Raw genomic sequence first — 25,642 nt, forward strand, 5'->3', positions numbered from 1 at the left:
CTCAAAAAGCGCCTGCTGACCTGCGGGTCTCCCTTGATCAGTGGCGATGAATTTCCGAGCCCGACAAGATGAATCGTAACCGATGATCAAGCGCACGACCTGGACGAATGATGTACCGGCACCCGCAGTGCCAGGCAGGCTTCGGCGTAGCCGTCGCTCGGCGGCGGGGCCGCCGCTTGCCGTTCACCGGGGCGAGGTCGGCCCAGTACGTCTACGTCCCATGGCCTTCGTCGTTCACCAGCAGATACTTCCCGATCATGGTCCAGCACCCCCCATCGCCGGTACACCCTGTCGTAGCAAAAGTCCGAGTGCCTCGTCCGCAGGCGACGATTCCTTGCTCATGGTGTAACCGACCAGGTCGACGAACCAGCCGAGCTGCCGTTGACCAGCCTAGCGGCGGGGTGACTGGTGATGCCGCCACCCCGCCGCCACCTGTACAGGCTGATCGTTAGGCCGTCGACTCCTCTCCCGGCATCGGGTACCGCGGCGCGCCTGGCGGGCGTCCCTCTCCAGCACTCAGTCGCTTGACCTTGGAGTAGTCGCACCCGTCCAGGAATACCACCGAGTCGATGGGGACCCAGGTCGGGACGGAGCCCGGTTCGATCGATTCGGTGTAGGGCTCGTCGGAAAGCACGTGCCTGTACCAGATCGTCATTGAGACCTGCAGCCATTCGAATCCACCCGGCCGCTCCTCGCGAGCGATGAGCTTAGCCAGGATCTGACCGTCACCGTGCGGAAGGCTCACCAGGACCATGCAGCTGTCGGATTCCTCGTGTGCCGGTGAGATCTCCAGGTTCATCGGGTTCCTCCAGGTCTAGCACGGAGCCGTGCCGTTGACGAATGTGGTGATCGCTCGTGCCTCGGGTTTTCCGCAGACATACCTCAGCTCATGCGAGGTCCAGCCGCTTCCGAAGTTCTTTCCTGCGAGGACATCTACGAGGTCTGACATTCCGGCCAGGTTGAAGCTGATCTGCCCGCCACTATCCACGACACGATCGATCATCTTGCTCAGGCCGTCCTCGGTCGCCACTCCGCGGGGAACCACGTCGTTGAAGAGCGAGCTCTTGAACGTCACTGCGCCATTCTCCAGTGCGAACATATCAAGAGCCATGTATCCGTCGATATTATCGCGTCCGAGGGCCAGGTGGATCGGCTGCAGGGGCACGCGTGGGAGACTCGTTTTCGGCGTAGCCCCCCGTTCCTTATACCTGGCCCGAATCTGGTCCACAGTGAGCGCGGCCGCGTCATCCTCACCCCAGGGAGTGAGCATGGCGGCCAGGCTTCCTGCCTGATAGGCGAGGGCCTTAGGGCAGGTCTGCGCTCCTGGGACGAGGGACGGCGCCAATCCGAAGGTCTGGGTGTCCAGAAAGCCCTCGGTGAATTGACCTGGGGCGTTGATCAGTCCCTCGGTGAACTGCTCGATGTGTGCTCCGGCCGCTGCGGCCAGTGGGGTTTTCTGCGCGGCTGCATCGTCTTCTGCCTTGCAGTGCCCCTGGCCGAGGCCCGCGAGTATGGCGTGGAAGGCATCGTAGATCTTCGCCTTGAAACTGCACTGGCCGCTGGGGTCGGTGATGTAGGTCGGTGCGTTGTCCGCGTAGGCGTAGTCGCTGCTGTAGGGACTGTCGGGGCGCAGCTGGATCGGGTCGCGGGTGGTGAAGCGGCCGAGGGCGGGGGCGTAGTTGCGTGCGTGGACGTCTTGCTGGCCGATGAGGTAGGGGTCGTTGTACTGGCCGGTGTAGCCGAACGGGTTGTTGGGGGCGCTGGTCGTGGTGTTGGTGGTATTGGCCTGTCCGAACGCGTCGTAGCTTGTGCGGAGTTGCGGGGTACCGGTGCTGTCGGTGAGGTCGGTGACGGAGCCGAGCCAGTCATGGTGGTCGTAGAGGGTGCCGCTATTGGTGAGCTGGCTCTGCGGGTTGCCCAGCGGGTCGTAGGTGTAGTCGCTGATGAGGGCGCCGCTGGCGTCGGTCTCGGTGGCGAGCTGGGGCAGTGTGTTGTTGATGTCCCAATAGGCAGTGCGGGCGAGCTTTCCACCGGCGGTGGTGGTGACGCGGTCACCTTGGGCGTCGTTGCTGAAGGTGTAGCTGACACCTGCCTGGACCGCGCTGATGGGGTGGTTGTTGGCGTCGTAGGCGATGGTGTTGGCTGTTGAGCCGTCACCGGTGTAGTTGCCGTCGGCGTCGTAGGTGTAGGTCTGGCGGATCAGTCCGGTTGCGGCGTTGGTGAGTTCGTCGTCGGCGTCGTAGGTGTACGTGGTAGTCCGGCCGCCTCGGGACTGGGTGAGGCGGTTACCGGCCTGGTCGTAGGTCCAGGCGGTGGAGGCCGATCCGGTGGGGCAACCGGTGGAACCGGATGGTGCGGTGCACTGGTTGGTGAGGCGTCCTGCCGGGTCGTAGGTATAGCTGCTGGGACCGTTGGTGAGACCGACGCGGACAGGGGTCAGGGTGAGGGGCTGTCCGGCGGCGTCATAGGACAGTGTGAAGGACGACAGCGTGTTGGTGCTGTTGCTGCTGGCGATGGTGGTGAGCTGTCCGGCGTGGTCATACGTGCGTTGTTCCGTGTAGCCGTTGGTGGCCGGCAGGGTGGTGCTGGTCAGGTGGTCTGCGGCGTCGTAGGCGTAGGTGGTGGTGGCGCCCGCGGTGGTCGCGGTGATGGGACGGCCGTCGGCGTCGTAGGTGGCTGTGGTGGAGCGGCCGTCCGGGTACTGGCGGCTGGTCACATGGCCTGCGGCGTCGTAGGTGTAGGTGAAGCCTGTGGCTGTCCCGGGCACCGATTCGGTGAGTAGGCGGCCGGCGTTGTCGTAGGTGAGGGTGTGGCTACCCGTTCCGTCGCTGATCGCGGTGGTCCGGCCGACCGCGTCGTTGGTGACCGACACGGCTGGGGTGCCGTCGGAATAGGTGGTACCGGTGGCTTGGTCGCGTGCGTCGTAGGTGTTGGTCGCCGTGGTGCCGCGGGCGTCGGTGCGGGAGGTCTGGTTGCCGTCGGCGTCGTAGGCGTAGGTGGTCTTTCGGGCCAGCGGGTCGGTTGTGGTGATCAGTCGGTTGTCGGCGTCGTAGGTGTAGCCGGTGAGGTGGCCGTTGCCGTCCGCGCGTGAGGTGGGGTTGCCCGCGCTGTCGAAGGTGTAGGTCGTGGTCGCGTTGTTGGGGTCGGTGACCTTGGTGAGGTTGCCATCGGGGTCGTAGCCGCGTGTGGTGGAGTTCCCGAGCGCGTTGGTGGTGGAGGTGATGCGGTTCAAGGCGTCGTAGTCGACGGTGGTGCTGTGGCCGAGCGCGTCGGTCGTGGTGGTCCGGTTGCCGGCCTGGTCGTATCCGAAGGTCGTGGTGTAGTCGGAGGCGTTGGCTCCGGTGACCGTGCCGCGCGGATCGATGATGCTGCTGAGCTGGCCGTTTGCCCCGTAGGTCCACCGGGTCGTGTCCCCGGTGGCTGTGGTGGCGGAGGTGCGGTTGCCGTCCCCGTCGTAGGTGTAGGAGGTCGTGTGGCTCAGCGGGTCGGTGGTGGAGGTCAGCCGGCCGTTGGGGTCATAGGTATGAGTGGTTCGGGCGCCGGTTGGATCGGTGGTGGAGAGTGGGTTGCCGTCGGAGCCGTAGGTCGTGGTGGTGGCGTTGCCGAGGGCGTCGACGGTGGTGGCGGGCCGGTTCAGCAGGTCGTAGGTGGTCCTGGTGACGGCACCGGTCGGGTCCGTGGTGCTGGTGGTGTTGCCGTCCCCGTCGTAGGTGTAGGAGGTCGTGTAGGCGGCGGCATTGGCGCCTGTTGCGTTGCCGCGCGCGCTGGTGGTGGTGAGGAGGTGGTTGTCGGCGTCGTAGGTGGAGCTGGCCTTCGCGCCGGTAGGGTCGGTCCGGGTGAGCTGGTTGCCGTTGGCGTCGTAGGTGTAGATGGTCTGGTGACCGGCAGGGTCGGTGCTGGTCAGCAGGTGCCGGGCATTGTCGTAGGTGCTCGTGGTGCGGTTGCCGAGGGGGTCGGTGACCGAGGTGCGATTTCCCGCGGCGTCGTAGCCGAAGGTGGTCTGCGCGCCGGTCGCATCGGTGCTGGAGAGCAGACGGTCAGCGTTGTCGTAGGTGTAGGTGGTGGTGTAGCTCGCGGGGTTGGCACCTTGGGCGTTGCCGCGCGGGTCGGTGACGCTGCTGCGTCGGCCGGCGTTGTCGTAGGTGTAGGTGGTCCTGTCGCCTGCGGCGTCGGTGATCGAGATGAGGTTCCCGGCGTTGTCGTAGGCGTAGTTGGTGGTGCGGGCCGCTGGTGTGGTCTGTGAAGCCAGTTGGCCCTTGGCTGTGTAGGCGTAGGTGGTGGTTCCGCCGGCTGGGTCGGTCTGGCTGATCGGGTGGTTGGCGGAGTCGTAGGTCCAGGTGGTCTTTGCGCCGCCGGGCGTCGTGTGTGAGGTCTCGTTGCCGGAATTGTCGTACGTCCAGCTCTCCGACGAGCCGTCGGGCAGCGCGCGGTTGATCAGATGACCTGCGGGATCGTAGGACATCAGGGTCAAGTTGCCCTGGGGGTCCACAACCTGCGACAGATGGAGGTTGGCGTCGTAGGCGTAGGAGGTCACTTTGCCGAGCGGGTCGATCGAGCGGTACAGCTGGCTGCCCGAGTAGAAGTCCGTCCAGATGCCGCCGTTGCCGTCGGTGTAGCTGCTGTAGCTCGAGTACTTGCTGCTGTCGGCGGCGCCCGTGAATTTCAGCGTTCGGCCATTCGCGTCGGTCTGTGACGCGACCAGGCCGTTGGCGTAGGTCGTGCTCATGACCTGATGACCCGCCGGATCCGTGATGCTGCTGAGCAGACCGCCCGCGGTGTAGCCGTAGACGGTGGTGCCGCCGTCGAGCCCGGTGAGCGAGGTCAGAAGGCCTGAGGTGTACCCGTAGCTGACGGACCGCCCGTCGGAAAGGGTCACTTTGGTCAGCAGGTTGGAGGAGGGGGCGAACGTCAGTGTCACTGTGTGGCCGGCCGCGTCAGTGATGCTCGACGGCATGGTCGCGCTGCCTTGGTAGCTGAAGGCCAGTCCAGTACCGTTCAGGTCCGTCCAACGCTGGAGCTGGCCGCCCGTGCCGAACGTCAGGACCTGTTTGTCGGGAGTGGTCATCGTGTAGCCGGACGTGGAGTTCCCGGCGAGGGCGGAGCGGACTCCGTCCAGTGGAGTGAGGCTTCCTGAAGAACTCCGACTGTAAGTGGCGACCGATCCGTCCTCCAGGGTGACCTGGACGGAGCTCGACGAGTCCTGGACGTGCGCGGAGTACGGGAACGTCCACTGGGCGCCGAGGATTCCGTTCTGGATCGGGGGCTTGTCCGAGGCGTAGGTCCGGTCCAGGACGAACGGGACGCCGGGCGCCGACAGGCTGATGTCGGTCGCCTGTTCGTCCTCCGCGAGGGTCAGTGTGTTGACCGGGTCTCCCCGGTGCCCCTGGAAGACATCCCGTCCCGAGGAGTCTGCGCAACCACAGCCTGACGTCTCGGCAGCCGGCACGATCTGGCCGTTGCTGTAGGCCGCGAACGCCGGGGTCTGGACCTCGCTGCTCCAGTTGGTGTCGCAGGACCAGTCCCCGTTGTTGTTGGACGCCGAGCCGGGATTGGTGTGTGAGACGGCGATCTTCGCGTAGTAGCTCACACCGGCCTGGAGACCACCGGTACCGTCCGGATTGTTGAGGATGGTCATTTCGTTCGAGCCGAACGGGGTGGTGCCGTTCAGGCAGAAGGTACCAGCGACTTGCTGATTGTCGGATGCACGGAACACGTTGTAGTGCATCGCGTACACGCCTGAATCGCTCCAGGCGACTGACCATAAGGTCGTCCGGTAGTGAATCGCCCAGGCAAGATCCTCGCTGACACGCCAGGAGGCTGGCGGCCACACACCCGCCTGCGCCACGGGAGCGTGCTGGGTGTCCGACCGACCAGCAGCTGGACCTGTCGGCGGCGGCAAAGCTGCGCCACCGCCTGGCCTGGTGAGGAAGGTACTTGACGCCGTCGCATTGATCTCTGCTTGGCGCTGTGCCGCCGTGTCGGGATGGGGAGGGGCAGAGACTTTCCGTATGGCGGCGAGGGTTGGTGCGGTATGAGAATGTGAAGAAGCCCAGGTTGGGGCCGAGTCGAAGAGGCTCAGGAGTACGGATACTACGACGGCTAATACGGTGACTGTCCTACGGATGCACCACATCAAATCCCCCACAGTGTGAAAGGAGTTCTAGGTCTTGCGGTCGCTACCGGTCAGCAACCAGCTGCTCTACTCTGCGAGTTGGGCAGGCCGTGCGTTGACCAGGTGCCAGATCTTGGCCGGCGTGATGACCGCACCGCTAGGCCTTGTCGCCGACGCCGACGCCGACGCCGACGCCGACGCCGACGCCGCAGGCGCGTTCAGCGTGATGACTGGCCTGTCGGTGTGTCCGTCCGGGTCGTTGATGGTCATCACCACAAGGTCCGGGCCGGCAATGTTGAGGGTGTTGCCGTGGCCGTTGTCCGCCGTAAGCGAGACGGGTGTCCACTGGTATCCGATGCCGATGGCCGGAAGCGCCGCCGCGTCCACACACCAGGAGTACTCGCCCGCGGTGCCGGAGTAGTTGCCGGGTCCGGTGTAGCCGATGGCCCAGTCGGTGGTCGGGTCTGGTTGGCTGCCTGCCGTCGTGGAGACCTTCTGGTAGTGGATCTGGCCACTGATGGTGTCGGTGTTTGGGCCGGTGAACTGCCACAGGACGCAGTCCATTGGTGCGGCGGAGGACGGGTCGGTAGTGCTCCAGACTCCGAGGCTGGTGGGTACGAGCGACTGGCCGGCGGTGATCGCGACGTTGCGCACGATGTGGTTGTCGTCGGTGCTGCTGTTGGAGGCGGTAAACCCGATCAGGACGTTGGGCGGCAACTGTGCTGCTGAGTCGATGACTTGAATGCCGTCCAGATGAACTACCAGGTGGCCGTGGATCGTGTAGTCCACGGTCACGTTGTGGGTGGCAGCGCGCAGCGACGGTATGGCGGTATTGCTCGCGTTGAAGTTGAGACCTCCGGAGACACCCGCGACAGAGGAGGCGATCCCGACGAAGTTGGCGGAGTTCACTTGGCTGTTCGCGTCGGTGACCAAGGCGATTGAGGCGCCTTGAAGGCCGGCGAAGCCGAGGCCACTTCCGGGGCTGCCGAGACTGCTGGCTGTGTTGTTCGCGGGGTCGAGCAGTGCAAGGGTAAGTCCGTCGCCCCCGCTGCCGCCGTCGAGTTCGGTGGTGAAGGTGGCGTGCAGCCCGGAGGAGGGCACCAGGTCAGGGTAGAAGGAAGTTCCGGCGCCGCTGCCACCGCCGGCCTTGGTGAGTAGCAGGTCACTGCCGCTCAACGTGGCAGCGCCACTGCGTACCCAGGAGGGATCGGTCGGTGCAGGCAGTACCTGCCTGTCCGAGGTGAGGGCCGCACAGGTTCCTGTCAGCGGCACCGTAGCTGTTCCTCCGGTTGTGGCCACCACCACTGTGCCGGTCTGTAGGCCGGCCAGGGTCGGGTTGAAGGAGACGGGGACCTGCACAGTCGCCCCTGCGGGGACGACCGTCCCCACAGGGGGCATCGTCACGGTGAAAGGTGAGGCTGGAGTGGTGGTCGCGGTGATCGTGGTCGCGGTTGTGCCGCTGTTGGTGAGCTGGAGTGTGAGGTTCTGGCTGCCGCCGATGGGCAAGGTACCGAAGTTCTTCGAGGCAGCGGAGGGAATCAAGCCGGAGGCCGTCGCAGGAGCGCCAGACGCCAGCACGGTCAGGGTACTGCCGGGCGCGTTGGTACCGTCCGCTGTCGCCTGACTCGCCACCCGGAACGTGCTGGCCGCCTCGGCAACCGTAGTGGGCATCAGCACGTAGAGATCGGAGGTGACCGACTGGCCGTCGGCAAGAGGTCCGTCCAGGGCCGAGGAGTTGAGCCACACGGTCGAGTCGGTGGCAGTACGCACCGGTTGCGAGGTGAGGTTTCCGTCCGCCGTCCAGGTCTCGATGAGGAGGTTCTGGGCGTTCATCCCGCTGCCGAGGATCCCTATCACGGGTGTGACGTGCTGGTAGGCGGCGCCTGTGTGATTTGACTCGGTGACGTGGAGTTCATAGCCAATACTCCCGGCGGCGGCGCCGGTATGCACAAGGGAGAGGCTAATTTCCGGTATCCCGTTGTGCGTGGGAGAAGTCCCACTCGGGCCCGGACCGGAGACCGGGGCAGCGGTGGCCGGTCCGATCTGGGCCGTGTGCGCTGTCGCCGCCCCGGCGGGCGCGAGTGACGCGAAGCTGATAGCGCCCACTGTCATGGCTGCACGTAACGCATGCCAGCCTTTCATCAGGTTCCCCAATCTGAGTTGAGTCGACTCGCCCTGCGCGCCTCGTGCCTTGTCCGACATGGAGGTGTTGCTCATCAGTGGGCTTGCTGCCAGGTGTTGGAGGCCCAGAGCGAACCGCCCGCGCTGGAGCTGCCGCCCTGCTTGTAGACCACCAAGTTCCCATCAGCCTGCGTGGTCACGTACGCACCGGCATTGCCGGCGGTGTTGGAGGACCACAGAGCCGCGCCGTCGCGCTTGCGGTACATGACGAGGTTGCCGTCCGCCTGCATCAGCAGCGTGGTGAGCTGCCCCTGTGTCCAGTAACCGGGGCTGAGCGACTGACCGGCCGTCAGGGTGGGCGGTGCCTGCCAGGTGCCGGAGGCCCAGGCAGCGCTGTTGTTCGCCCGATAGAGCACGATGTTGCCATCCGGTTGGACGGTGAGCGAGTCCTTCGGGTTGCCGCCGGTGGTGCTGGACCACAGCTGCGTGCCACCGGCGCTGTCGAGCACCAGGTTGCCGTCCCACTGCAGCACCAGGTAGGCGCCTGGGTTGCCGGAGGTCTTGCTGCTCCACATCGCCGGGCCCGGCCCGGTGCCGCCGACCTTGGCGTATGCGACCAGATTGCCGTCGCTCTGCATGGTCAGCGTCATGGTGGAACTGGCGATGCTCTGCCCGGCCTCCAGCCGCTGGCCCGGCGCCATGGCCGCCCCGCTGGCGGTCGAGCCAAGGCTCACCGCTTCGGAGTTGATGGTCTGCTGGACGCCGCCCCAGGTCTCGGTGACATTGGTCGAGTACTGGTGGGCGCGCCGGTCGGCCGGCCAGAAGGCTGGCCCGGCCAGGCCCATGCCCGTATCCGAGGTGTCCTGAGCCGAGGTCGCGCCGGCCGACCAGATCGCGTCCGGGTGCGGGTAGTTGCTCACGTTGTACTGCGCGGCGAGGTCGGCGACGCCGCTGGTGGCGGCCGCGTAGACACCGGAGCGGTAGCCGGCGTTGTGCAGCGCGGTGGTCCAGCCGGACAGGTAGGCCAGCACCCGGGGCGCAGAGGTCGCTGAGTTGTAGGGCTCCATGTCGTCGTAGAGCACGGCCCCCGGCGTGAAACCCAGCGCTGTCGCCTTGCTGATCGCGTCCGCCGCGTCGGCGCCGCCTTGGCCGGTTGCCGTCGGCAGGTCTGCGGAGATCACCGCCGGACCGATCTGGGCCTGCTCGCCGGAGTACAGCGGCAGGAACGACCAGCCCTCGGCCGCCCGGCCTGAGACCCAGGCGGCGCTGAGGTTCGGCTGGGCGCAGGCCTGGGAGGCGCCGCCGATCGAGATGCCGATGGCCTGGTACGGCGAGGCACCGCCGGACCAGGCCGTCATATCCGCCGCCGAGGGCGCGCTGCAGGTGTCGAATGCCTTGCCACCGGCGTCGGTGCTCGGCACCGTGGCCGCAGCAGGAGAGGGACGAACCTCTTTGGGGTGGTCGGCAGCAGCCTCGGACGTGTCGTTGGATAGCGCCGCTCCGGCGAGAAGCAGCACGGTGATGCTTGTGATCAGGAGTCTTGACATGATGTTTCACTCCTTAGCGCATGCGCGAGCACAGGGCAGCCGCACGCGGTTTTGCAGTCAAGCCGGATCCAGGCAGCCGATCGTGGCCAACTTATGCGCTGCGCAAGTGCCTTTGCCGGTGATGAGACTGCGATCAGACAGAAGCCACTGGCCAGAAGCTTCCCCATGCTGCGAGCTGTCGCAAATCAGGCTTCGGCATGCTGCAGTGCCAGCTGACCTGCCAAAATCAGGTCGTACCAGGTGATGCTGGTGTTCCGTCATCCGAGAGCGAACCATGCGCCGCTGACACTGGAAGGTCTCCACGCCACCACAGCCGAGCTCGCTGGAGAGTAGCGCGGGCGCTTGGGCGACCGCACACGCGACCTTTGCGAACTCGCTGACAGTGCGCACAGCAGAGCGAGACCAAAAGCACATCCACCGCTCTCGAGGCGTAATCGACACGGTCTCTGTTCGCATCCCACTCTTCACAATCACAGAGGGTGTCGTCAACAGTCTTCCGAGTGACACGGTGCCCGAAATGTCACACCCTTCTCGGCATGAGCCGACAAAACCCCCACCCAGCGAGCGCTTCGTTGCCACTTCGTTATGTGATCTCTGATAGGCGCCTGGACAGCGCCGTTGAATCCACAATCCTCCAGGTGCCGGACGCGGCGATATCGACAAGTCTCCCGGCTGCGCGCTGTGGCCGACGGCGTCAACCACGAACTCGGCGTCGGCGACCGACGCTCTGCGGCGAGCGCTGTGCCCTATACCGCCAACGGCATGTTCCACATGGTGGGGGTGACCGCTTCATCCGCGTGTTCGAGGGCGTTGGACAGCACCGTGACGACTTCGTCAACGGGCTGCAGCCGGTACGCCGGTAGCGTCGCCTGCGTCGTGCAGCCAGCGGACAGGATGCGGGTTTCAGGGGCATAGGAGATCGCCGCCGACAAGCCGATTCACTTGCCCGCAGCCTGCGTGCTCGCTCGCTACTGAACTTGAATTCGTGATGTCGGGTCTGAGGATGATCAGCCGTCCATGATCAGGCCAGTGGTGGCGAGGCAGGCGTCGATGAGGTGAGGCCGGTACTGGATCTTCTTCAAGCTGCGTCTGACGGCCCGGGCGAGCTGGTCGAGGTCGGCGGCGGCGAGGTTGCCGATGGTGCGCTTGACCAGCGACCAGATGCCCTCCTGTGGGTTGAGGTCCGGTGCGTAGGAGGGGAGTTGGAAGACGGTCAGCCAGTCCTTGCTGGCCTGGATGAACTCCTGCATCGGCGGCATCAGGTGAGCGCGCTGGTTGTCCCAGACGAGCACGATCGGGCCGCCGAGCTGGATGTGTGCTCGGATCAGCAGGTCCCGGTAGTCCTGCCAGGTCAGGCCCTTCTTCTCGCCCTTGCGACCGTGGTAGACGTGGAAGCTGTAGAACATCCGGGAGCGGCTGCCGGGCTTGTAGTAGCTCAGCCCCGCCATGGAGACCCGGCCGGCTCCCCTGCCCCGCACCCGCACGACAGGGGTGCACCCGAGCCTGCCCCAGGTCCTGGCGCGCGGCGGCCTCATCGACTGCCCGGCTTCGTCCTCGAAGACCAGCCGGGCACCGCGGGCCGCCGCGGCGCTTTTACCCGCGGCCACGTGTCCTTCTTCCACAACTCAACTGCCGCATCGTCGCGTTCGATCGCCCGGCGGGTCGGCTGCTGCCAGGATCAGCCGTGCCGCCTGAGTAGGACCCAGGTGCCCTCCACGGTGTAGGAGACGTGGAACAGCCGGCCGATCAACGTCTTCACCCGTGCCAGGGTCCACCGCTGGTCCTCCCAGCCGTGGGCCAGCGGCCCGCGCTCCAACTCCCTTGCCATTCGCACGATCTGGGTGTCGGACAGCTTCGGACGACCGGGCGATCCCTTCGAAGCCACACCTGCCGCACCGCCTTCGCGCCACTGTCGGCGCCAGCGCTCCACCGAACGTATGCTCACCCGCAGTACGGCCGCGATGTCCCTGTTCTTCTCGCCGCCCTCGAAGCGTTCCACGGCCTGCTGCCGGATCCGCTCCCGCGCGGCCCTCTCCGCGTCGGTCAAACCGCCGCCCTGTGCATACCTCACAGCACACGACTACCGGGACCGTCCCTCCGCCGGCAGGCGAAGGCTACGGCTTCACCCGTCCGAGCGACGTCACGCATTCAAGTTCAGCGGCTACGAAGGCAGCAGGCGTGAACTGCTGGCGGAGCGCGCCGAACGACAGCGGCGACGCGTGCTGGACTGACCGGACCAGGAGCGTCCGCAGCTTCTCGGCATCATCTTCCGCCACGCTCGTGAGGTCCACTGCCTCCTGGGCCCGTGCCACTGCGTAGGCAGCACGCTGCTCCCGCTCAGCCTGCTTGGCACGGGCCTCCGCGGCCTTGCGCTCGCGATCCGCCTGCTGCTGGAGCCTGCGCTGTTCGGCTTCGGCCCGCCGAGCCTGCACCGCGTAGTCCGGCTGCCGACGCGCCGACCCTCCTGCCACTGGCCCTCCCCCCATTCACGCGTTTCATGCCGCTACCACCTTGCCCTAACTGACCCTGCGCCATACAGGAAAGTCGACAAACAGTGATCCAATGCCGAACGTTCGGACACCGGCTGGTCCGCTTGTAGGCAGAGTCTGCGTGGTGGGAGGAGAAGCGCGGCGGCTGGTGCTCGCGATCCATGAGCACGATCTTGAAGAGGCAGATGAACCGGTTCGAACCGGCGCTCGGCGTTATGGGGCACGAGCGCCGAGAGGTCCCTGGTGGTCTGACAAATGCACCCAGTGCGCTCGGGCCTGCGATCCTTGGCTGCGTGACGACAGCCGACTCGTACCGGATGAGACTCCCCCTGGCAGTGAACTGCGGACCCTGTGGTTCGCACCGGGCGGTGACGCGAACGGGCTTGTGTCCCGAATGCGGACACCCCTTGCCGGATGACGAGGTGCGTGAGGTCCGGGCTGCGGTCGGTGCCCGACGCAGGGCGTTCAAGCTGGCTCTCCAACGCCTCAACCAGCGCGTCACCGCGGCGGCAGACAGCCTGTCCACGTTCGCGACGCGTGGAGTACCACTCGACGACCGCGAGCACCTCGAGAGGGTGCTCCTGCCAGCGATGGTGAAGCTGGGCGAACTGCTCCCCACGGTGAAGCAGCTGCTCGAGAGTTGCACCTGGGACCCACGGGAACCTGGCACCGTCGCGGCTTTCAGTGAACTGGTCAAGGAGCTCGACGCCGGTCTGGAGTGGATCGAGTCGTTGCGCGACACCATTCCGCCAATGGCATGGCGGGCTGTGCACCGTGAGCTGGCCCGGGCCGGCATGGCCCTGCTCCGCGGCCAAGTGGCCATGGCCACCACCATCACCGCGGTCGACCTGGACGCCGCACGACACCTGCAAGAAGAAAGCGAGAGCTGGTTCGACGCTGCAGCACAGCACGGCCGACGGATCGCCACGCAGATCGAGACCATCAAGAACTCGCCCGCCGGCGGCCCGATCCAGGCGGACGGATCGCTCGATGTCGCGGCCGCAGCCTGGGCGGGTGTGGGCCGCAACGCGACGATGATTGCGACGGCATCGAACACGGTGCGCATGGCCTTCGCCGGGATCCCCGGCGTGAGCGAGGCAGCCGACGAGCACATCCTCGGCCTACTGCCGGTTCTGGCCACGAGCGCGGGCGCCGTCGACCATGAACTCCTTATTGCCCGGGCCCTTCAGCTCAGGGCCGCCCTCGACCAGGCGGACACCTCAGGTCCATGGATCGCCGATCACGCTCTCCTCGTGGCCCGCACGTACTCAGGCATGGAGCGGATCACGGATGAGGCCGAGCGGCTGGGGCGCGAATGGCGCTACCGCCTGCCCCGCCGCCACCTGATGCGGACACTGACCGAGATCTACCGCGAACTCGTCGAAGGCGCGCTGTGCGATCTCGGCTCAGTGATCCTCATCGCCGCCCGGGCAAGACGCCAAGACCCCGACGGCGTCTACGAGCAAGCCGTGGTCGAAGGCATCAAATCCGGCGACGTCGTCAGCGAGTTCGCCCGCCTGGGGCCACCGTGTGGCAACACCGTGGACATGCTCTACCGAAACGCCAGCGCCCACGCCTCCATAGCCGTCGACGACCACGGCATCACCGCCACCCGCCGGGAGATACGCGATGGCCGCCTCGTGTCAAGCAAGACCGTCTCCCTGGCGGATGCGGAGTTCGGCGAGGAACTCCTCGCCCTGTATGAGCTGCTCCTGGCGCTCCAACTCGCGCTTCTGCCATGGATGACAGGGCACAGCGATCCCAACATGGCCACCGCGGTCGCCACGGCCACCGCCTCGGCACGTCAACGCGACCAGATCCTCGCCCTGATCGCCGGCCTGGCCGGGATGAGCAACGTCACCGTGGCAACCGCCGAGGGCCACCTGACGATCAGGGCGGCTCCGCCCGTCACTGGAGCCAGCGACCGGTCGGAGACGAAGGTGCTCAGCGTGGTCCCAGCCGCTTTCGGCATTACACCGAGACCGGCGACCGTCACCCTGGACCTGACCGGCCTGCACCCGGTGACCTTCACACACGACGAGTTCGCCGTCCTCCACGATCCGGACCAAGCGCCGGACACCGAAACGGCACTGGGAGCTGTAACGGCGCGCTGGCTCTTGGAAAGCTCTGGAACGCTCAGCCCCCGTGACGAAGCGACTTATGTCACGGTGCCCCTCGTCGACCTGTACATGCGCTGCGCCAAGCTCGCGCCCGCCCACCAGGAGGCCGCGCTTCGCACGCTCCGAACAGCCCGGGCCCGCGTGGTCGAGGTGATCGCCGAAGACCGACGGTCGCTTCTGACGCGCTCCGTCATCAGCCAGATCGACATCATGATCGACTTCCTGGCTGGGCTTGCTCCAGGAGGTGACGCGCCAGAGGGTTCCGAGGAAGCCCACACGCGGGCACGACACGCGGTCATAGCCCTCAATGAAGCCCACCGTGTCGGTGAACAGGCCCGGGTGATTCGCGACGCTCCACGATGAGCAGTCAGCTCCACGCGATGGATGGACGCGAGGACTGGCAGGCTGCCCAGTCCTGAGGCCCATGTCGAGGCTGCGGCAGGTGTCGTCGTCGCAGCGGAAGCCGTAGCGGAACTTGTAGGGCACCCATTCCGGCGGTCGGTGGTCGGGGTGCAGAAGGTCGGCCTGGCTGACGATGCCGTGCTGGACGGGAGTCCAGGGGCGAGCGTCTGCGAGTCGGAAGGAGTCGATGTGGTCGGGGCGGAAGAGGCTGAGCGAGGTGCCAGCGTGCTCCTGGCTGCGTTTGATCGCGCACGGGGACGGCGCGATCAGTGGTCTGGCGGTGTCGAGCCGCTCGCTCCAGCCGTCTCGGCTGCTGACCGCGCCGACGATCTCGAGTGTCTCAAGGTTCGGGCGAAGACTCTCCGGCCGACGGTCGACGTGATGGCGGTGGACGTCGACCTCCATGATCGTGTGAAGAGTGGCCGCGGACTGGGAGAAGGCGGTCTGCTGGTAGCCATGGGTTGTTGGGCTCGTACAACCCGGAGCACGGGCGGTGCGGTGGCGCCGAGCCTCGGGCCGGTCCTCGGAATGCGCTAAGGCGAGCGCCGAGCATTCCGCGAGCCCGCATGGGATGGGGGAAGTCGGGATCTGAGGTGGCCATTTCCTGACTGCCTTTCGGCCTGGATCGGATTGACTTCACTCGGCGGTTAAGGGACCTTTGTCCATGAATTTCCGAGAGGTCTTCAGGAATCGCTGGATCCATGGTCAGAGTGGCGCTACCCTGGAGACATGAACGCCACTCGGACCCTTCGTCAAGCCCCTGACCTGGGGACCAGCTGGGGACCACGCGTCATGCGCGCTGCCGCGCGAGGTGCACGAAACGTGGTCATCTGCGCACGCACGACGTGTGCGCGAGCGCATTTCAGGCAGGAATAGGGGAGCCCTTCCTGACTGGGGGTCAAGGGGTCGCAGGTTCAAATCCTGTCGTCCCGACCGGCGTTTTCCGCAGGTCGGAGGCCGTTTCCGCCGAATGGTGGGGACGGCCTTTCTGTTGTTCCATCAGCTGGTGGTCGCAGTGTGGTCCCGCCGGGCCGGCCTGGTTGCCTGTTGGCGACGCCGTGTCGTTTTCCGTGTCTGGCGGGTGGTCAGCGGCCGTGTGCGCGGGCTGCGGGGGATTCGGCGGGCGTGGTGGCCGTGCAGGGCGTTGTGGTCGGCTTGGTCGAGGGCGTGGTTGATGGCGTCGACGGCTTCGCGGACGGCCTGGATGGTCAGGTAGTGGTAGACGTCCACGGTGGTGGAGAAGGTGGAGTGCCGCAGCGTCTTGGAGACGATGGGCAGCGGCACGTGTTCGTCCATGGCCAGGGCGCAGGCGAGGTGGCGCAGGTCGTGGACGCCGATGACGGGGACGCCTGCTTCGCTGCAGAGGCGGTGGAATCGGCGCAGGACGTAGGAGGGGTGGAGCGGGCGGCCGTGGCGGTGGAAGACCAGGCCGTGTCCGGGAGTGGTGTTGGGGCCGCGGAAGGTCTCGGGGGCGAGGCGGTGGGCGATCGCCGCGGTGGCGCGGTCGGAGAGGGCGACCCAGTTGCGGCTGGAGCGAGTCTTGGGCTCGGCGAAGACGAGTTCGGTGTTGTCGATGGCCGATAGCGTCCAGCGGATGTACATGAAGCGTTTGTCGAGGTAGGCGTCGTCCTCGTGGAGGGCGAGGGCTTCGCCCTTGCGGATGCCGGAGCCGATGAGGAGCTCGGCGAGGTCGGCGATCAGGGGGTCGGCGCCGTGGGCGTAGCGCAGGAACATGGCGGCGTGGTCGGCGGTCCACTCGATGTGGTCGGCGCGGCGGGGGCGGCGGATGACCAGGGGGCGGGCGACGTTGCGGCGCAGGCGGCCGGCCCGGACCGCGTCGCCGATGGCGCTGGAGAGTGTGCACAGCATGCGGTGGACGGTGACCCGGCCGCGGCCGCGACCAACTCCTGGCCAGCAAAGCCGAGATGAAGTCCTACCTGCTCCACCTGATCGACCTCCGACGGGCCGAGCCGGCCGACGACCTGCTCTCCGGCCTCCTCCAGACCCAGGCCACCGACCCCACCCTGACCGACGACGAGATCGCCGCCCTCGCCCAACTCATCCTCATCGCCGGACACGAGACCACCGCCAACGTCATCGGCCTCGCCACCCTCCTCCTCCTGCGCCCGCCCCGCCTGTGGGACACAGTGCGCCGCCGACCCGAACTCGTGGACGGCGTCATCGAGGAGACCCTGCGCTACGCCACCGTCCTGCCGCCGGCATGCACGTCATCGACATCAGGCACCAGCCCTGGCGCTGAATCCGAACGGGCCCGCCGCCCGGCACGAGTGGCCGGGCCACACGGCACCGCCAGCGCACCGCTCAGGGGCGAGGCCGGCAGGGGTGGGGTCGGCCAACAGGCCGATGCAGGCGTGTCCTTCTCCCGCAATGGCCAGCGGTGTGCGGTGGGGCTGCGGACCGGGGCACCGTCGCGTGATCTCCCGGAACGGTACGGGCCGTGGAAGACCATCTACGAGCGATTTGCCCGCTGGGAAGCGGACGGCACCTGGGCGAAGCTCCATGCCTGACACGACCAAGATCGAAATCGTCGGCCCCAAGCCCGGCTCGGCGGCCTGCCCCCTGGGGCTGGCCACCGGCCGGTAGGCCGCCGCGCGTTGGGTCAGAGCAGGAAGACGGCGACGGTGGTGGTGAGGAGCAGTGTGGTGAAGTTCCATCCTGCGGCTGGACACTCTCTGTCTACGCCGCCAGAGTGTGCAGGTGCCGCTGGCGGATCTCGAGTGGCTTGAGGTATCCCCACTCAGGGTGCCTGCGTAGGCGCCTGCGGTTATAGAAGGTCTCGATGAACGCGAAGACCTCCGCGCGGGCGCTGGCACGGTCAGGCCAGACCCGAACGCCGATCTCCTCCTTCAGTACGGCGAAGAAGCTCTCGGCGGCGGCGTTATCGTAACAGGAGCCGACTCCCCCCATCGACTGTCTCATGTCCAACTTGTTTATATCGCTGTGGAATTCACTCGACGTGTATTCACCGGATCCGAATGAAAGATGCAGCCGCGCTCCAGGCCACCACGGCCGGTAGCCATCCGCAGCGCGGCCACCGGCAGTTCGGCGCGGTGGTGGTCGGCCATCGCGTAGCCGACCACCTCGCGAGTGGCCAGGTCGAACGCGGTAGCCAGGTAAAGCCGGCCCTCCTCGGTCGGCAGGAAGGTCATGTCGCCGACCAGCCGAACCCCGGGCCGCGGTGCGGTGAAGTCGCGCCCGATCAGGTCCGGGGTGAAGACCGGCTTGCGGCCCTGGCGGGTCAGCCCGCGGCGCCGGCGCCGGGTGACGCCCGCGATGCCGCGCTCGCGCGTGATCCGCTCCACCTTCTTCCGATTGACCGCCCGGCCTGGCGTCGCAGTTCCGCATGAACGCGCGGGACGCCGTACGCGCCCTTGGGCGCGAGGTGGATCACCGTGATCTCGGCGGCGAGCAGGTCCTCGGCCCGTTCCCGGGCCCGGCGGGCCTGCTCGCCGGCGCGCCAGGCGTAGAAGGAGGAACGGGCGATGCCCAGGGCCAGGCAGATCCGCTTGACGCCCCAGGCGCCGTGGTAGTCCTGGACGAAACGGAAGACGAAACGGAAGCGGATCACCGTGTCGTCTCGGTCGCGAAATAGGCGGCCGCCTTGCGCAGGATCTCGATCGTCTTCTGCTGCTCGAGGTTCTGGCGACGCAGCCGGGCGAGTTCCTCGCGCTCGGGGCTGGTCAGCTCTCCGGGACCGCTCTCGCCCCGGTCGGTGCGGTCCTGTTTGACCCAGCCCCGCAGTCCCTCCGGGCTGACCCCCAGCTCACGGGCGATCTCGGTGACGTTCCGGTGCGGCGACGACCGCACCAACGCGATCGCGTCCCGCTTGAACTCCGCCGTGTACCGCTTACTCATGTTGCTCGTGGTTCCACCTGAAACTGCTTCCTCCGGGCTCACATGTCCCACTGTCCAGGTGTCCAGCCGCAGGGTGGAACTTCACTGTGGAGGAATCGGCAGGCGCGGATACCGGCTATCTGCGGCAGCGTCCGACCGGACTGGTCGTCAAGGCCGTAGGGGCTCGCATCCGGTGCCGTTCGGGTGGTTCTGCGTGTCGAGCGGTGACTCAGGACGCCGTTGCAACGTCCGATAGAGACTGGACAGGAACGGGACCGGGAACTTCCCAGGGCCTGCCGTCTCGTCGCAGCCGACAGAAGCGTTCGTGCGCTGCACGTCTGGTGCGTCGGCTGGACCGGACGTTCCCCGCTGCCCGGTTCCGGCGCGATACAGCCCACGCTGCGGTGCACTGCGTCAGCGAGCGGCAGGCCGGACAGGGTGCACAGCAGGCGCAGGAACGGACCCCGAAAGTACATAGAGTGCGGAGAGGGAGAAATCCGAGTCAGGCGTCCTGGCCGACCTCCGGACCCCTTGTCTCTTGGCGCCTGCAAGTTCTTGGCGCCGATCATCCAGCCGGAATTGGGAGTTCACACGTGAGGCCTCAGGCCCCCGACACGCGTCAGATCGCCGAACCGCGCCGGACGGCCGACTGCGGCAGAACCGGCCACCGCACCCTGACCGCGTCGGCCACCGTGCACCCTTCCGCCGCGTTCATCCCCGGCCAGTGCGGCCCCCCGGGCCGGCAGGACCACTCCGCCCTGCGTGCTGCGCTCGCCGCCGCGACCGAGGACACCATCGTCTACGACCTGGACGGCATCGGCCGTCAGTACACCGCCCTGTGCGCCGAACTGCCCGGTGTCGCTGTCCGGTTCGCGATGAAGGCCTGCCCGGTGGACGAGGTGCTCGACCACCTCGCCCGGCTCGGGTCCGGCTTCGACGCAGCCAGCCCGCAGGAGATCGCCCAGGCGCTGCGCACCGGGGCGGCTCCCGAACTGATCCACTACGGCAACACCGTCAAGTCCGACCGCAACATCGCCGAGGCATACCGGCTGGGCGTGCGCGACTTCGCTACCGACAGTCCGGAGGACGTCGCCGCGATCGCCGAACACGCCCCGGGCGCACGGGTGTTCTGCCGGGTCGCGACCACCGGCAAGGGTGCGCTGTGGGGCCTGAGCCGCAAGTTCGGCTGCTCGCCCGAGGATGCGCTGCGGGTGCTCGGCTCCGCCCGGGGCGCCGGGCTGGTGCCCTCCGGCCTGTCGGTGCACGTCGGTTCCCAGCAGATGACGACCGAAGCCTGGGGCGAGGCGATCGAGGCGCTGGCAGCCCTGCTGGAGGCGCTCGACCGGCGGGGCATCGTCCTGGACCGGATCAACCTCGGTGGGGGACTGCCCGCGCTCGGGGTCCTCGACCGGCGCGGCCGGCCGCTGGATCCGCCGCTGGACAAGATGTTCGCGGTGATCCGCGACGGCATGGAACGGCTGCGCGCCGTCCACGGTGCCCCGCTGGATTTCCTGCTGGAGCCCGGCCGTCACCTGGTGGCCGACCACGGCGCGATCCGTGCCCACGCGGCCCGGCTCACCTCCCGCCACCGGCTCGACGGCACCCGCGAGGACTGGCTCTACCTCAGCTGCGGGAAGTTCAACGGCCTGTACGAGATGGACCAGTTGCAGTACCGGCTGGAGTTCCCGACCCACCCCGACGGACAGTTCGTCGACGCGGTGGTGGCCGGTCCGACCTGCGACAGCGACGACGCGTACGCCGAGGGCGACGGCTTAGTGCGGGTTCCGCGTGCGATCGCCTCGGGCGACCCGGTCTGGGTCCACTCCTGCGGAGCGTACGCTGCCGCCTACGCCACCCGGGGATTCAACGGCTTCCGGCCGCTGCCGTACACCTGCGTCGGCGGTTCGGTCCCGGACGGAGGAGAGGCATGACCGGCCCCAGGATCCGCCGGCTCCGGGAGGAGGACTGGGACGAGGTGGCCGCGCTGGAGGAGCGCGCCTACGCTGCGAGCGGTCTGTCCGAGGGAGAGGAGGCGCTGCGCTCCCGGCACCGCGCCTCGCCTTCGACCTGCTTCGTGCTGGAGCACGCGGGCAGTCTCGGTGGCTACATGCTCGCACTGCCGTACCCGCTCTTCCGCTGCCCGGACCTGAGTGCGGCCGAGAACGGTGCGGTGCCGGAGAACGACCCGGGGGGCAACCTGCACTGCCACGACCTGGTGATCGCGGAGCAGGAACGCGGTCGGGGGCTGGCCCGCCGGATGCTGCGGCACCTGGAGGAGGTCGGGCGGACGGCCTGCTACCGGACGCTCTCCCTGGTCGCCGTGCAGGGCTCGCAGGAGATGTGGAAGCTGCTGGGCTTCCGGGGCCGGCCCGAGATCGGGTTGCCCGCGAGTTACGGCACCGAGGCGGTCTACATGGTGAAGTCGCTGGAACCCGCCGGCACCGATCCGGCTCCCGGGAGCCCGGCGCAGGACACGGAGGCGGAGGGCGTGCCACGGGCGACCGGGTACGCGGGGCTGCCGGTCGGGTCCACGCGGGACTGAACACGCGGTCGGCCGGTCCGCGGATGTCGCGGACCGGCTGACCGGCTCGTGGTCGAGGGTGGCTCCGCTCACCCGCGGAGCGTTCGAGGACCGGAGAGGTGGAGCTGACGCCCGGTCAGTACCGCCAGCGGACGGCCTCGATGACGTCCTCGTCCCCGTGTGCCGCGAACAGCTCCGCCTCCGCCCGTCGGACGGCCAGCACGGACTCGTACAGCTCGGGGCCGAGCGCCTGCCGCAGCAGCGCGGACTTCTCGTACGCGTCGGTCGCCTCCGGCAGGCTGGCCGGGAGGCGTTCGGCGCCGACGAGGGCGGCGGGGTCGCTCGGGGTCTCGGGGGGGAGGGGCAGGCCGGCGGCGAGTCCGGCGAGTCCGGCGGCGAGCACGCCGCCGATCGTCAGGTACGGGTTGGCGGCGGCGTCGAAGCACTTGAACTCGGCGTTGGCCTGCCCGGCGGCGGAGCCGGCGATCAGGCGCAGCGCCGCCTCGCGGTTCTCCAGGCCCCAGCAGCGGTAGGCCCCGGCGAAGTAGGAGGGGACCAGTCGCAGGTAGGAGGCGACGGCGGGGGCGCCGAGGGCGAGCAGGGCGGGGAGTTCGGCGAGGATGCCGGCCAGGAACTGTTCGGCTTCGGGGTGCAGCCCGTGGCTTCCGGGGCCGCCGTGCCCGAGGTTCCGGCCCTGTCGCCAGAGGCTGAGGTGAAGGTGGGCGCCGTTGCCGATCGCGCCCTTGGTGAAGACCGGCGCGTACGAGACCCGCAGGCCGTGCCGGGCGGAGACGGCCCGGATGGTGTGCCGCACCAGCATCGTGGTGTCGGCCGCCTCCACCGGCCCCTCCGCGGCGACCGAGACCTCGAACTGCCCGGCGGCGTACTCGGGGTGGAGCTGCAGCACGGCCACCCCCTGCCGGGTGAGAGCGTCCAGCAGCTCCGCCAGGTAGTCGGAGTGCTCGATGAAGCGGGCCATCCCGTACGCGGGCCCGACCGTCGCGGGGTGCCCGGCGGCGTCGGCCACCACCCACTCGATCTCGATGCCCGCCCGCACCGAGAACCCGTGCCGCTCGACGGCCTCGGTGGCGCGGCGGGCGAAGCCGCGCTGGCAGCCGGGGTGCGGGGTGCCGTCCTGGGCGTAGAGGTCGGCCGGGGCCCAGGCCCAGCGGGGCTGGGCGGCGAGCGGGGCGAGCCGGTCGAGGTCGGGGACGAGCCGCAGGTCGCCCACCGGGCCGGCGCCCGAAGGCGTGGTGGCGAAGGAGTCGTTCACCAGGGAGAGGTCGAAGCAGGGCAGGGCACCGACGCCGTACTCGGCGGCGTGCACGAGCTGACCGAGCGGGACGGACTTCACCCGGGTGATCCCGGCATTGTCGACCCAGCCGAACACCACCCCGTTGATTCCGTCGGAGGCGAGTTCGGTGGCGGCTGATCGGGCCTGTTCGGCCCGCTCGGCCCGGGGGCGCGTGGTGGTCATGGCGCCCATGCTGGCGTTCGCGGCAGCGGGTGCGCCGGGAATCAAGGGGGGATTCACCCGTCCGTGAACGGTCGGAGTCGTGCGGCGGCGCAGGGCGTGGACGCGGGAGGGGCCGGCCCGGTGGGTTCGGGGGCCGTGCCGCCGGTGGCGCCGGTCAGGCGTGCCGGAGGCAGAGGGTCCCCCACTGGAAACCCGCGCCGATCCCGGACAGGACGTAGGTGTCCCCCGGGAGCAGGGAGCCGGTGGAGGCGGCGGAGTGCAGTGCGGTGAACAGGCCGGCCGATCCGGTGTTGCCCAGCCGGTCGACGGTGACGGGTACGCGTTCGCGGGGGATGTCCAGGGCCGTCATGGCCTCGGTGAGGATGTTCAGGTTGGCCTGGTGCAGGAAGAAGTGCCGGATCCGGTCGATCGGTACGCCGGCCCGCTGGGCGGCGCTGGTGATGCTCTCGGGCAGGCGGGTGGTCGCGGCGTGCCAGACGGCGCGGCCGTCCATCCGCATGTAGTGGTCCCCGGCGGCGACGGTGGCGGTGCTGGCGGGACGCCGGGAGCCCCCGGCGGGGATCTCGACGGCGTAGGACAGCCGGGAGCCCAGGTCGTAGGAGAGCAGGCCCGCTCCCGGGGTGTCCGAACGGGCGAGGACGACGGCCACCGCGGCGTCCCCGAAGAAGACCCCGGTGGTGCGGTCGGCGGGGCCGGCGACCCTGGAGGCGCAGTCGGCGGCGAGGACCAGGGCGGTGGTGATGGAGGGGTTCTGCAGGAGGTGGGCGGCGATCAGCACGGCCTGGACGCCCGAGGCGCAGGCGGCCTGGGTGACGTCCAGGGGCAGGGCGCGGTGGGCGCCGAGGGCGTCCTTGACGATCAGCGCGGTCGACACCAGCGGCTGGTCCCCGGTGTAGCTGGCGACGATGACCGCGTCCAGTCGGGCGGGATCGACGCCGGCGGCGTCCAGGGCCGGGCGGGCGGCGGCGACGCACATGTCGGAGGTCGCCAGGTGCGGGGCCAGCCGGCGGCGTTCGCGGATGCCGGTGCGGCTGGTGATCCACTCGTCGCTGGTGTCCAGGGTGCGGGTGAGCTCCTGGTTGGTGACGACCTCCGGAGGCAGGTGCATCCCCGTCCCGGTGACGGAGAACGGCACGGGCAGGCCGACGCCGGTCTGGTGGAACAGGGTCTGGTCCAGGGTGGCGGTCATTGCGTGGTGCTCCGCTCGGGTGTGGTCGGTGTTCCTCGAAGAATTCCGGTGCTCCGGCCCTCGCGATATCGGCCGCGTGAATGGCTGGGAATTTTCGGGCCCGTCGAGTTCCAATACCGTCGCATCGTCTCACGGGAAAACGGGGCCGGGGTCGCCTTTCAATCCGCAAGTGCGATCGATTCATTGGCAGATTGACGGTTCCGGCCGCCATTTCGATTTGATTCGATGCGGTCGGAGCGGGACGGACGGCAGGGGCGGATACTGGCGGTGGCCGATTCTCGAACACCTTTGCGGAGGGCCCATGCAGCGGGATGGACGGGTCGCGGACTCCTTGCTCGCACTGCTGAGCCGGGACTGGCTCGGGGTGCCGGTGGCCGTGCTGGTGCTGGGGGCGGGCGCCGGGCTGATCGGGGTGGGCGGGGCTTGGGCGCGGGTGCTCGGTGGCCTGGTGGTGGCCGGCGGCGCGTTGCTGGCGGCGGGTGCCGTGCGGCACCTGGTGCTGCTGGCCCGGGGGGAGCGGGCGGATCAGCCGCCGGGGCGGCTGGTGGAGGTCGGCGGTCACCGGATGCACGTCCTGGGCGAGGGGGAGGCCGGGGGCGGCCCGACGGTGGTCTGGATGCCTGGCGGGCACGCCCCCGGCGCGGAGTTCCGGGAGCTGCACGCGGTACTGGCCGGCCGTACCCGGTCGGTGCTGGTCGACCGTTTCGGGACGGGCTGGAGCGACGTCGGGCCCTTCCCCCGGACGACGGCGGGTGAGGCGGAGGAACTGCTGGCGGCGCTGGAGGGGGCGGGGGAGCGGGGCCCCTACGTGTTCGTCGGCCACTCCTTCGGCGGACTGCTGGTGGCGAACGCCGCGCGGCGGCGGCCGGACCTGGTCGCCGGGCTCGTGCTGCTCGACCCGACACCCCTGGAGGTCATCGCCTTCGGACCGCCCGGCGGACAGCTCGCGGCGATGCGCCGGGGCTTCCTGTGGATGGCGGTGCGGCAGCTGTTCGGAGCCGGTCCCGCCCCGGTGGACCGGGCTGGGCGGGGCTGCGCCGCCGCGTCGGCCTTCGCCGAGCTGTCGCCGTCCGGACTCGCGAGGGTCGGCTGGGAGACCGTGGTGTACGACGGGGATCTCGGGAGCCTGCCGCTGCTGCTTGTGGTGCCCCGTGACCTCATCGGGGGCGAGGCGGTGCTGGCCCTGGCCCGGGACGCGGCCGAGGCCGAGCGGATCAGCCGGTTCTACCTCCGGAGCAGAGTCCGGTATCTGGCGGCGTCGACGGCCTCCCGGCTGGTGCACGCGCCGGACGGGACAGGCCACGAATTCCCGTGCGAGGCACCGGAGTTCGTGGTCGGCGTGGTCGAGGGTCTGGTGCGGGAGCTGAGGGCGGCCGGCGGCCGGTGAGGCGGTCACGGCAGCCGTTGTCCGGGCGGGGGCACCCGCAGGGTCGGCACGGCGGCGATCAGGGCCCGGGTGTACGGGTGCTGCGGGGCGCGCAGCAGGACGGTGGTGGGGGCGGTCTCGACGATCCGGCCGTGCCGCATGACCGCCACCGTGTCGGAGACGTGGCAGACGGCCGGCAGGTTGTGGCCGATGAACAGCACGGACAGCCCGAGCCGCCGCTGGAGGGCGCGGATCGTGTTCAGGACGGCGGCCTGCACCGAGACGTCGAGTGCCGAGGTGGCCTCGTCGGCGATCAGCAGGCCGGGTTCGACGGCCAGGGCGCGGGCGAGGGCGACCCGCTGGCGCTGGCCGCCGGACAGCTGCCTCGGCAGGCGGTCGGCGAGCGAGGGGTCCAGGCCGACGAGGCCGAGCAACTCGGCCAC

The 25,642-nt window shown here is 68.5% G+C and carries 19 protein-coding genes and 3 pseudogenes; 6 read left to right on the forward strand and 16 right to left on the reverse strand.

What is annotated here, in order from left to right:
- Nucleotides 1-448 precede the first annotated feature (448 nt).
- The 8 genes and pseudogenes from ACFZB9_RS30570 to ACFZB9_RS30605 all read right to left on the reverse strand — a co-directional run bounded on the left by ACFZB9_RS30570 (nucleotide 449) and on the right by ACFZB9_RS30605 (nucleotide 12,251).
- A complete protein-coding gene (locus ACFZB9_RS30570) occupies nucleotides 449-799 on the reverse strand; it encodes a hypothetical protein (protein ID WP_391452531.1) in 351 nt (116 codons plus the stop codon).
- A gap of 15 nt (nucleotides 800-814) precedes the next feature.
- Complete coding sequence (locus tag ACFZB9_RS30575; RefSeq protein ID WP_391452533.1) at nucleotides 815-5,725, reverse strand: RHS repeat-associated core domain-containing protein; 4,911 nt, start codon at nucleotides 5,723-5,725, stop codon at nucleotides 815-817.
- Nucleotides 5,726-6,199: 474 nt separating this feature from the next.
- The gene (locus ACFZB9_RS30580; RefSeq protein WP_391452535.1) at nucleotides 6,200-8,329 is read right to left on the reverse strand and encodes a hypothetical protein; all 2,130 of its coding nucleotides are present in this window, start codon (nucleotides 8,327-8,329) and stop codon (nucleotides 6,200-6,202) included.
- Nucleotides 8,329-9,780, reverse strand: a complete 1,452-nt coding sequence (locus ACFZB9_RS30585; RefSeq protein WP_391452537.1) for a glycoside hydrolase domain-containing protein — start codon at nucleotides 9,778-9,780, stop codon at nucleotides 8,329-8,331. Before ACFZB9_RS30585 ends, ACFZB9_RS30580 begins: the two co-directional genes overlap by 1 nt.
- A 746-nt stretch (nucleotides 9,781-10,526) precedes the next feature.
- Complete coding sequence (locus ACFZB9_RS30590) at nucleotides 10,527-10,712, reverse strand: hypothetical protein (protein WP_391452538.1); 186 nt, start codon at nucleotides 10,710-10,712, stop codon at nucleotides 10,527-10,529.
- A 75-nt stretch (nucleotides 10,713-10,787) separates the two neighbouring features.
- Nucleotides 10,788-11,387, reverse strand: coding sequence for a transposase (locus tag ACFZB9_RS30595; RefSeq protein WP_391452540.1), 600 nt, complete (start codon nucleotides 11,385-11,387; stop codon nucleotides 10,788-10,790).
- Nucleotides 11,312-11,851: pseudogene (locus ACFZB9_RS30600) on the reverse strand (winged helix-turn-helix domain-containing protein). Before ACFZB9_RS30600 ends, ACFZB9_RS30595 begins: the two are co-directional and overlap by 76 nt.
- Before the next feature lie 43 nt (nucleotides 11,852-11,894).
- Nucleotides 11,895-12,251 carry a hypothetical protein gene (locus ACFZB9_RS30605; RefSeq protein ID WP_391452542.1) on the reverse strand — a complete coding sequence of 119 codons (357 nt, stop codon included), beginning with the start codon at nucleotides 12,249-12,251 and terminating at the stop codon, nucleotides 11,895-11,897.
- Nucleotides 12,252-12,676: 425 nt separating this feature from the next.
- On the opposite strand from ACFZB9_RS30605, the gene ACFZB9_RS30610 reads away from it, so the two are divergent.
- On the forward strand, nucleotides 12,677-14,752 hold the full coding sequence (locus tag ACFZB9_RS30610; protein ID WP_391452544.1) for a hypothetical protein: 2,076 nt from the start codon (nucleotides 12,677-12,679) through the stop codon (nucleotides 14,750-14,752).
- Between the two features lie 1,038 nt (nucleotides 14,753-15,790).
- Here ACFZB9_RS30610 and ACFZB9_RS30615 read toward each other — a convergent pair.
- Nucleotides 15,791-16,660, reverse strand: coding sequence for a tyrosine-type recombinase/integrase (locus ACFZB9_RS30615; protein ID WP_391452546.1), 870 nt, complete (start codon nucleotides 16,658-16,660; stop codon nucleotides 15,791-15,793).
- Nucleotides 16,661-16,716: 56 nt separating this feature from the next.
- Here ACFZB9_RS30615 and ACFZB9_RS30620 point away from each other — a divergent pair.
- Together ACFZB9_RS30620 and ACFZB9_RS30625 are read left to right on the forward strand one after the other, a co-directional pair.
- Nucleotides 16,717-16,932: pseudogene (locus tag ACFZB9_RS30620) on the forward strand (cytochrome P450); the annotation flags it as partial.
- A gap of 270 nt (nucleotides 16,933-17,202) precedes the next feature.
- A pseudogene (locus tag ACFZB9_RS30625) lies at nucleotides 17,203-17,310 on the forward strand (transposase); the annotation flags it as partial.
- A 178-nt stretch (nucleotides 17,311-17,488) separates the two neighbouring features.
- Here the strand turns inward: ACFZB9_RS30625 and ACFZB9_RS30630 are convergent.
- The 4 genes from ACFZB9_RS30630 to ACFZB9_RS30645 are packed head-to-tail and all read right to left on the reverse strand — an operon-like array spanning nucleotide 17,489 to nucleotide 18,667.
- On the reverse strand, nucleotides 17,489-17,731 hold the full coding sequence (locus tag ACFZB9_RS30630) for an IS3 family transposase (RefSeq protein WP_391452548.1): 243 nt from the start codon (nucleotides 17,729-17,731) through the stop codon (nucleotides 17,489-17,491).
- A gap of 11 nt (nucleotides 17,732-17,742) precedes the next feature.
- Nucleotides 17,743-18,114 (reverse strand): DDE-type integrase/transposase/recombinase, encoded by a 372-nt coding sequence (locus ACFZB9_RS30635; protein WP_391452550.1) that lies wholly within the window; start codon nucleotides 18,112-18,114, stop codon nucleotides 17,743-17,745.
- Nucleotides 18,051-18,380 (reverse strand): IS3 family transposase, encoded by a 330-nt coding sequence (locus ACFZB9_RS30640; RefSeq protein ID WP_391452552.1) that lies wholly within the window; start codon nucleotides 18,378-18,380, stop codon nucleotides 18,051-18,053. The genes ACFZB9_RS30635 and ACFZB9_RS30640 overlap by 64 nt, the downstream gene beginning before the upstream one ends.
- Nucleotides 18,377-18,667 (reverse strand): transposase, encoded by a 291-nt coding sequence (locus tag ACFZB9_RS30645; RefSeq protein WP_391452554.1) that lies wholly within the window; start codon nucleotides 18,665-18,667, stop codon nucleotides 18,377-18,379. Before ACFZB9_RS30645 ends, ACFZB9_RS30640 begins: the two co-directional genes overlap by 4 nt.
- A gap of 692 nt (nucleotides 18,668-19,359) precedes the next feature.
- On the opposite strand from ACFZB9_RS30645, the gene ACFZB9_RS30650 reads away from it, so the two are divergent.
- Nucleotides 19,360-20,577, forward strand: a complete 1,218-nt coding sequence (locus tag ACFZB9_RS30650; RefSeq protein WP_391452667.1) for a type III PLP-dependent enzyme — start codon at nucleotides 19,360-19,362, stop codon at nucleotides 20,575-20,577.
- Complete coding sequence (locus ACFZB9_RS30655; RefSeq protein ID WP_391452556.1) at nucleotides 20,574-21,188, forward strand: GNAT family N-acetyltransferase; 615 nt, start codon at nucleotides 20,574-20,576, stop codon at nucleotides 21,186-21,188. The genes ACFZB9_RS30650 and ACFZB9_RS30655 overlap by 4 nt, the downstream gene beginning before the upstream one ends.
- 115 nt (nucleotides 21,189-21,303) lie before the next feature.
- Here the strand turns inward: ACFZB9_RS30655 and ACFZB9_RS30660 are convergent, their stop codons facing one another.
- Complete coding sequence (locus ACFZB9_RS30660; protein ID WP_391452557.1) at nucleotides 21,304-22,644, reverse strand: glutamine synthetase; 1,341 nt, start codon at nucleotides 22,642-22,644, stop codon at nucleotides 21,304-21,306.
- Between the two features lie 154 nt (nucleotides 22,645-22,798).
- Nucleotides 22,799-23,833 (reverse strand): 3-oxoacyl-ACP synthase III family protein, encoded by a 1,035-nt coding sequence (locus ACFZB9_RS30665; RefSeq protein ID WP_391452559.1) that lies wholly within the window; start codon nucleotides 23,831-23,833, stop codon nucleotides 22,799-22,801.
- Between the two features lie 301 nt (nucleotides 23,834-24,134).
- On the opposite strand from ACFZB9_RS30665, the gene ACFZB9_RS30670 reads away from it, so the two are divergent.
- A complete protein-coding gene (locus ACFZB9_RS30670) occupies nucleotides 24,135-25,220 on the forward strand; it encodes an alpha/beta fold hydrolase (RefSeq protein WP_391452561.1) in 1,086 nt (361 codons plus the stop codon).
- A gap of 5 nt (nucleotides 25,221-25,225) precedes the next feature.
- Here ACFZB9_RS30670 and ACFZB9_RS30675 read toward each other — a convergent pair whose 3' ends face one another.
- Entirely contained in the window at nucleotides 25,226-25,642 is a 417-nt protein-coding gene (locus ACFZB9_RS30675) for an ATP-binding cassette domain-containing protein (RefSeq protein WP_391452563.1), read from the reverse strand.

It is taken from the genome of Kitasatospora sp. NPDC008050 (genome assembly GCF_042957465.1).
Taxonomy (GTDB): Bacteria; Actinomycetota; Actinomycetes; order Streptomycetales; family Streptomycetaceae; genus Kitasatospora.

Excerpts from the sequence above, each read along its gene's own strand:
- ACFZB9_RS30570 (WP_391452531.1), bottom strand. The coding sequence starts at position 799 with ATGAACCTGGAGATCTCACCGGCACACGAGGAATCCGACAGCTGCATG.
- ACFZB9_RS30575 (WP_391452533.1), bottom strand. The coding sequence starts at position 5,725 with ATGCACTACAACGTGTTCCGTGCATCCGACAATCAGCAAGTCGCTGGT.
- ACFZB9_RS30580 (WP_391452535.1), bottom strand. The coding sequence starts at position 8,329 with ATGAGCAACACCTCCATGTCGGACAAGGCACGAGGCGCGCAGGGCGAG.
- ACFZB9_RS30585 (WP_391452537.1), bottom strand. The coding sequence starts at position 9,780 with ATGTCAAGACTCCTGATCACAAGCATCACCGTGCTGCTTCTCGCCGGA.
- ACFZB9_RS30615 (WP_391452546.1), bottom strand. The coding sequence starts at position 16,660 with ATGCTGTGCACACTCTCCAGCGCCATCGGCGACGCGGTCCGGGCCGGC.
- ACFZB9_RS30630 (WP_391452548.1), bottom strand. The coding sequence starts at position 17,731 with ATGAGACAGTCGATGGGGGGAGTCGGCTCCTGTTACGATAACGCCGCC.
- ACFZB9_RS30645 (WP_391452554.1), bottom strand. The coding sequence starts at position 18,667 with ATGAGTAAGCGGTACACGGCGGAGTTCAAGCGGGACGCGATCGCGTTG.
- ACFZB9_RS30655 (WP_391452556.1), top strand. The coding sequence starts at position 20,574 with ATGACCGGCCCCAGGATCCGCCGGCTCCGGGAGGAGGACTGGGACGAG.
- ACFZB9_RS30660 (WP_391452557.1), bottom strand. The coding sequence starts at position 22,644 with ATGACCACCACGCGCCCCCGGGCCGAGCGGGCCGAACAGGCCCGATCA.
- ACFZB9_RS30665 (WP_391452559.1), bottom strand. The coding sequence starts at position 23,833 with ATGACCGCCACCCTGGACCAGACCCTGTTCCACCAGACCGGCGTCGGC.
- ACFZB9_RS30670 (WP_391452561.1), top strand. The coding sequence starts at position 24,135 with ATGCAGCGGGATGGACGGGTCGCGGACTCCTTGCTCGCACTGCTGAGC.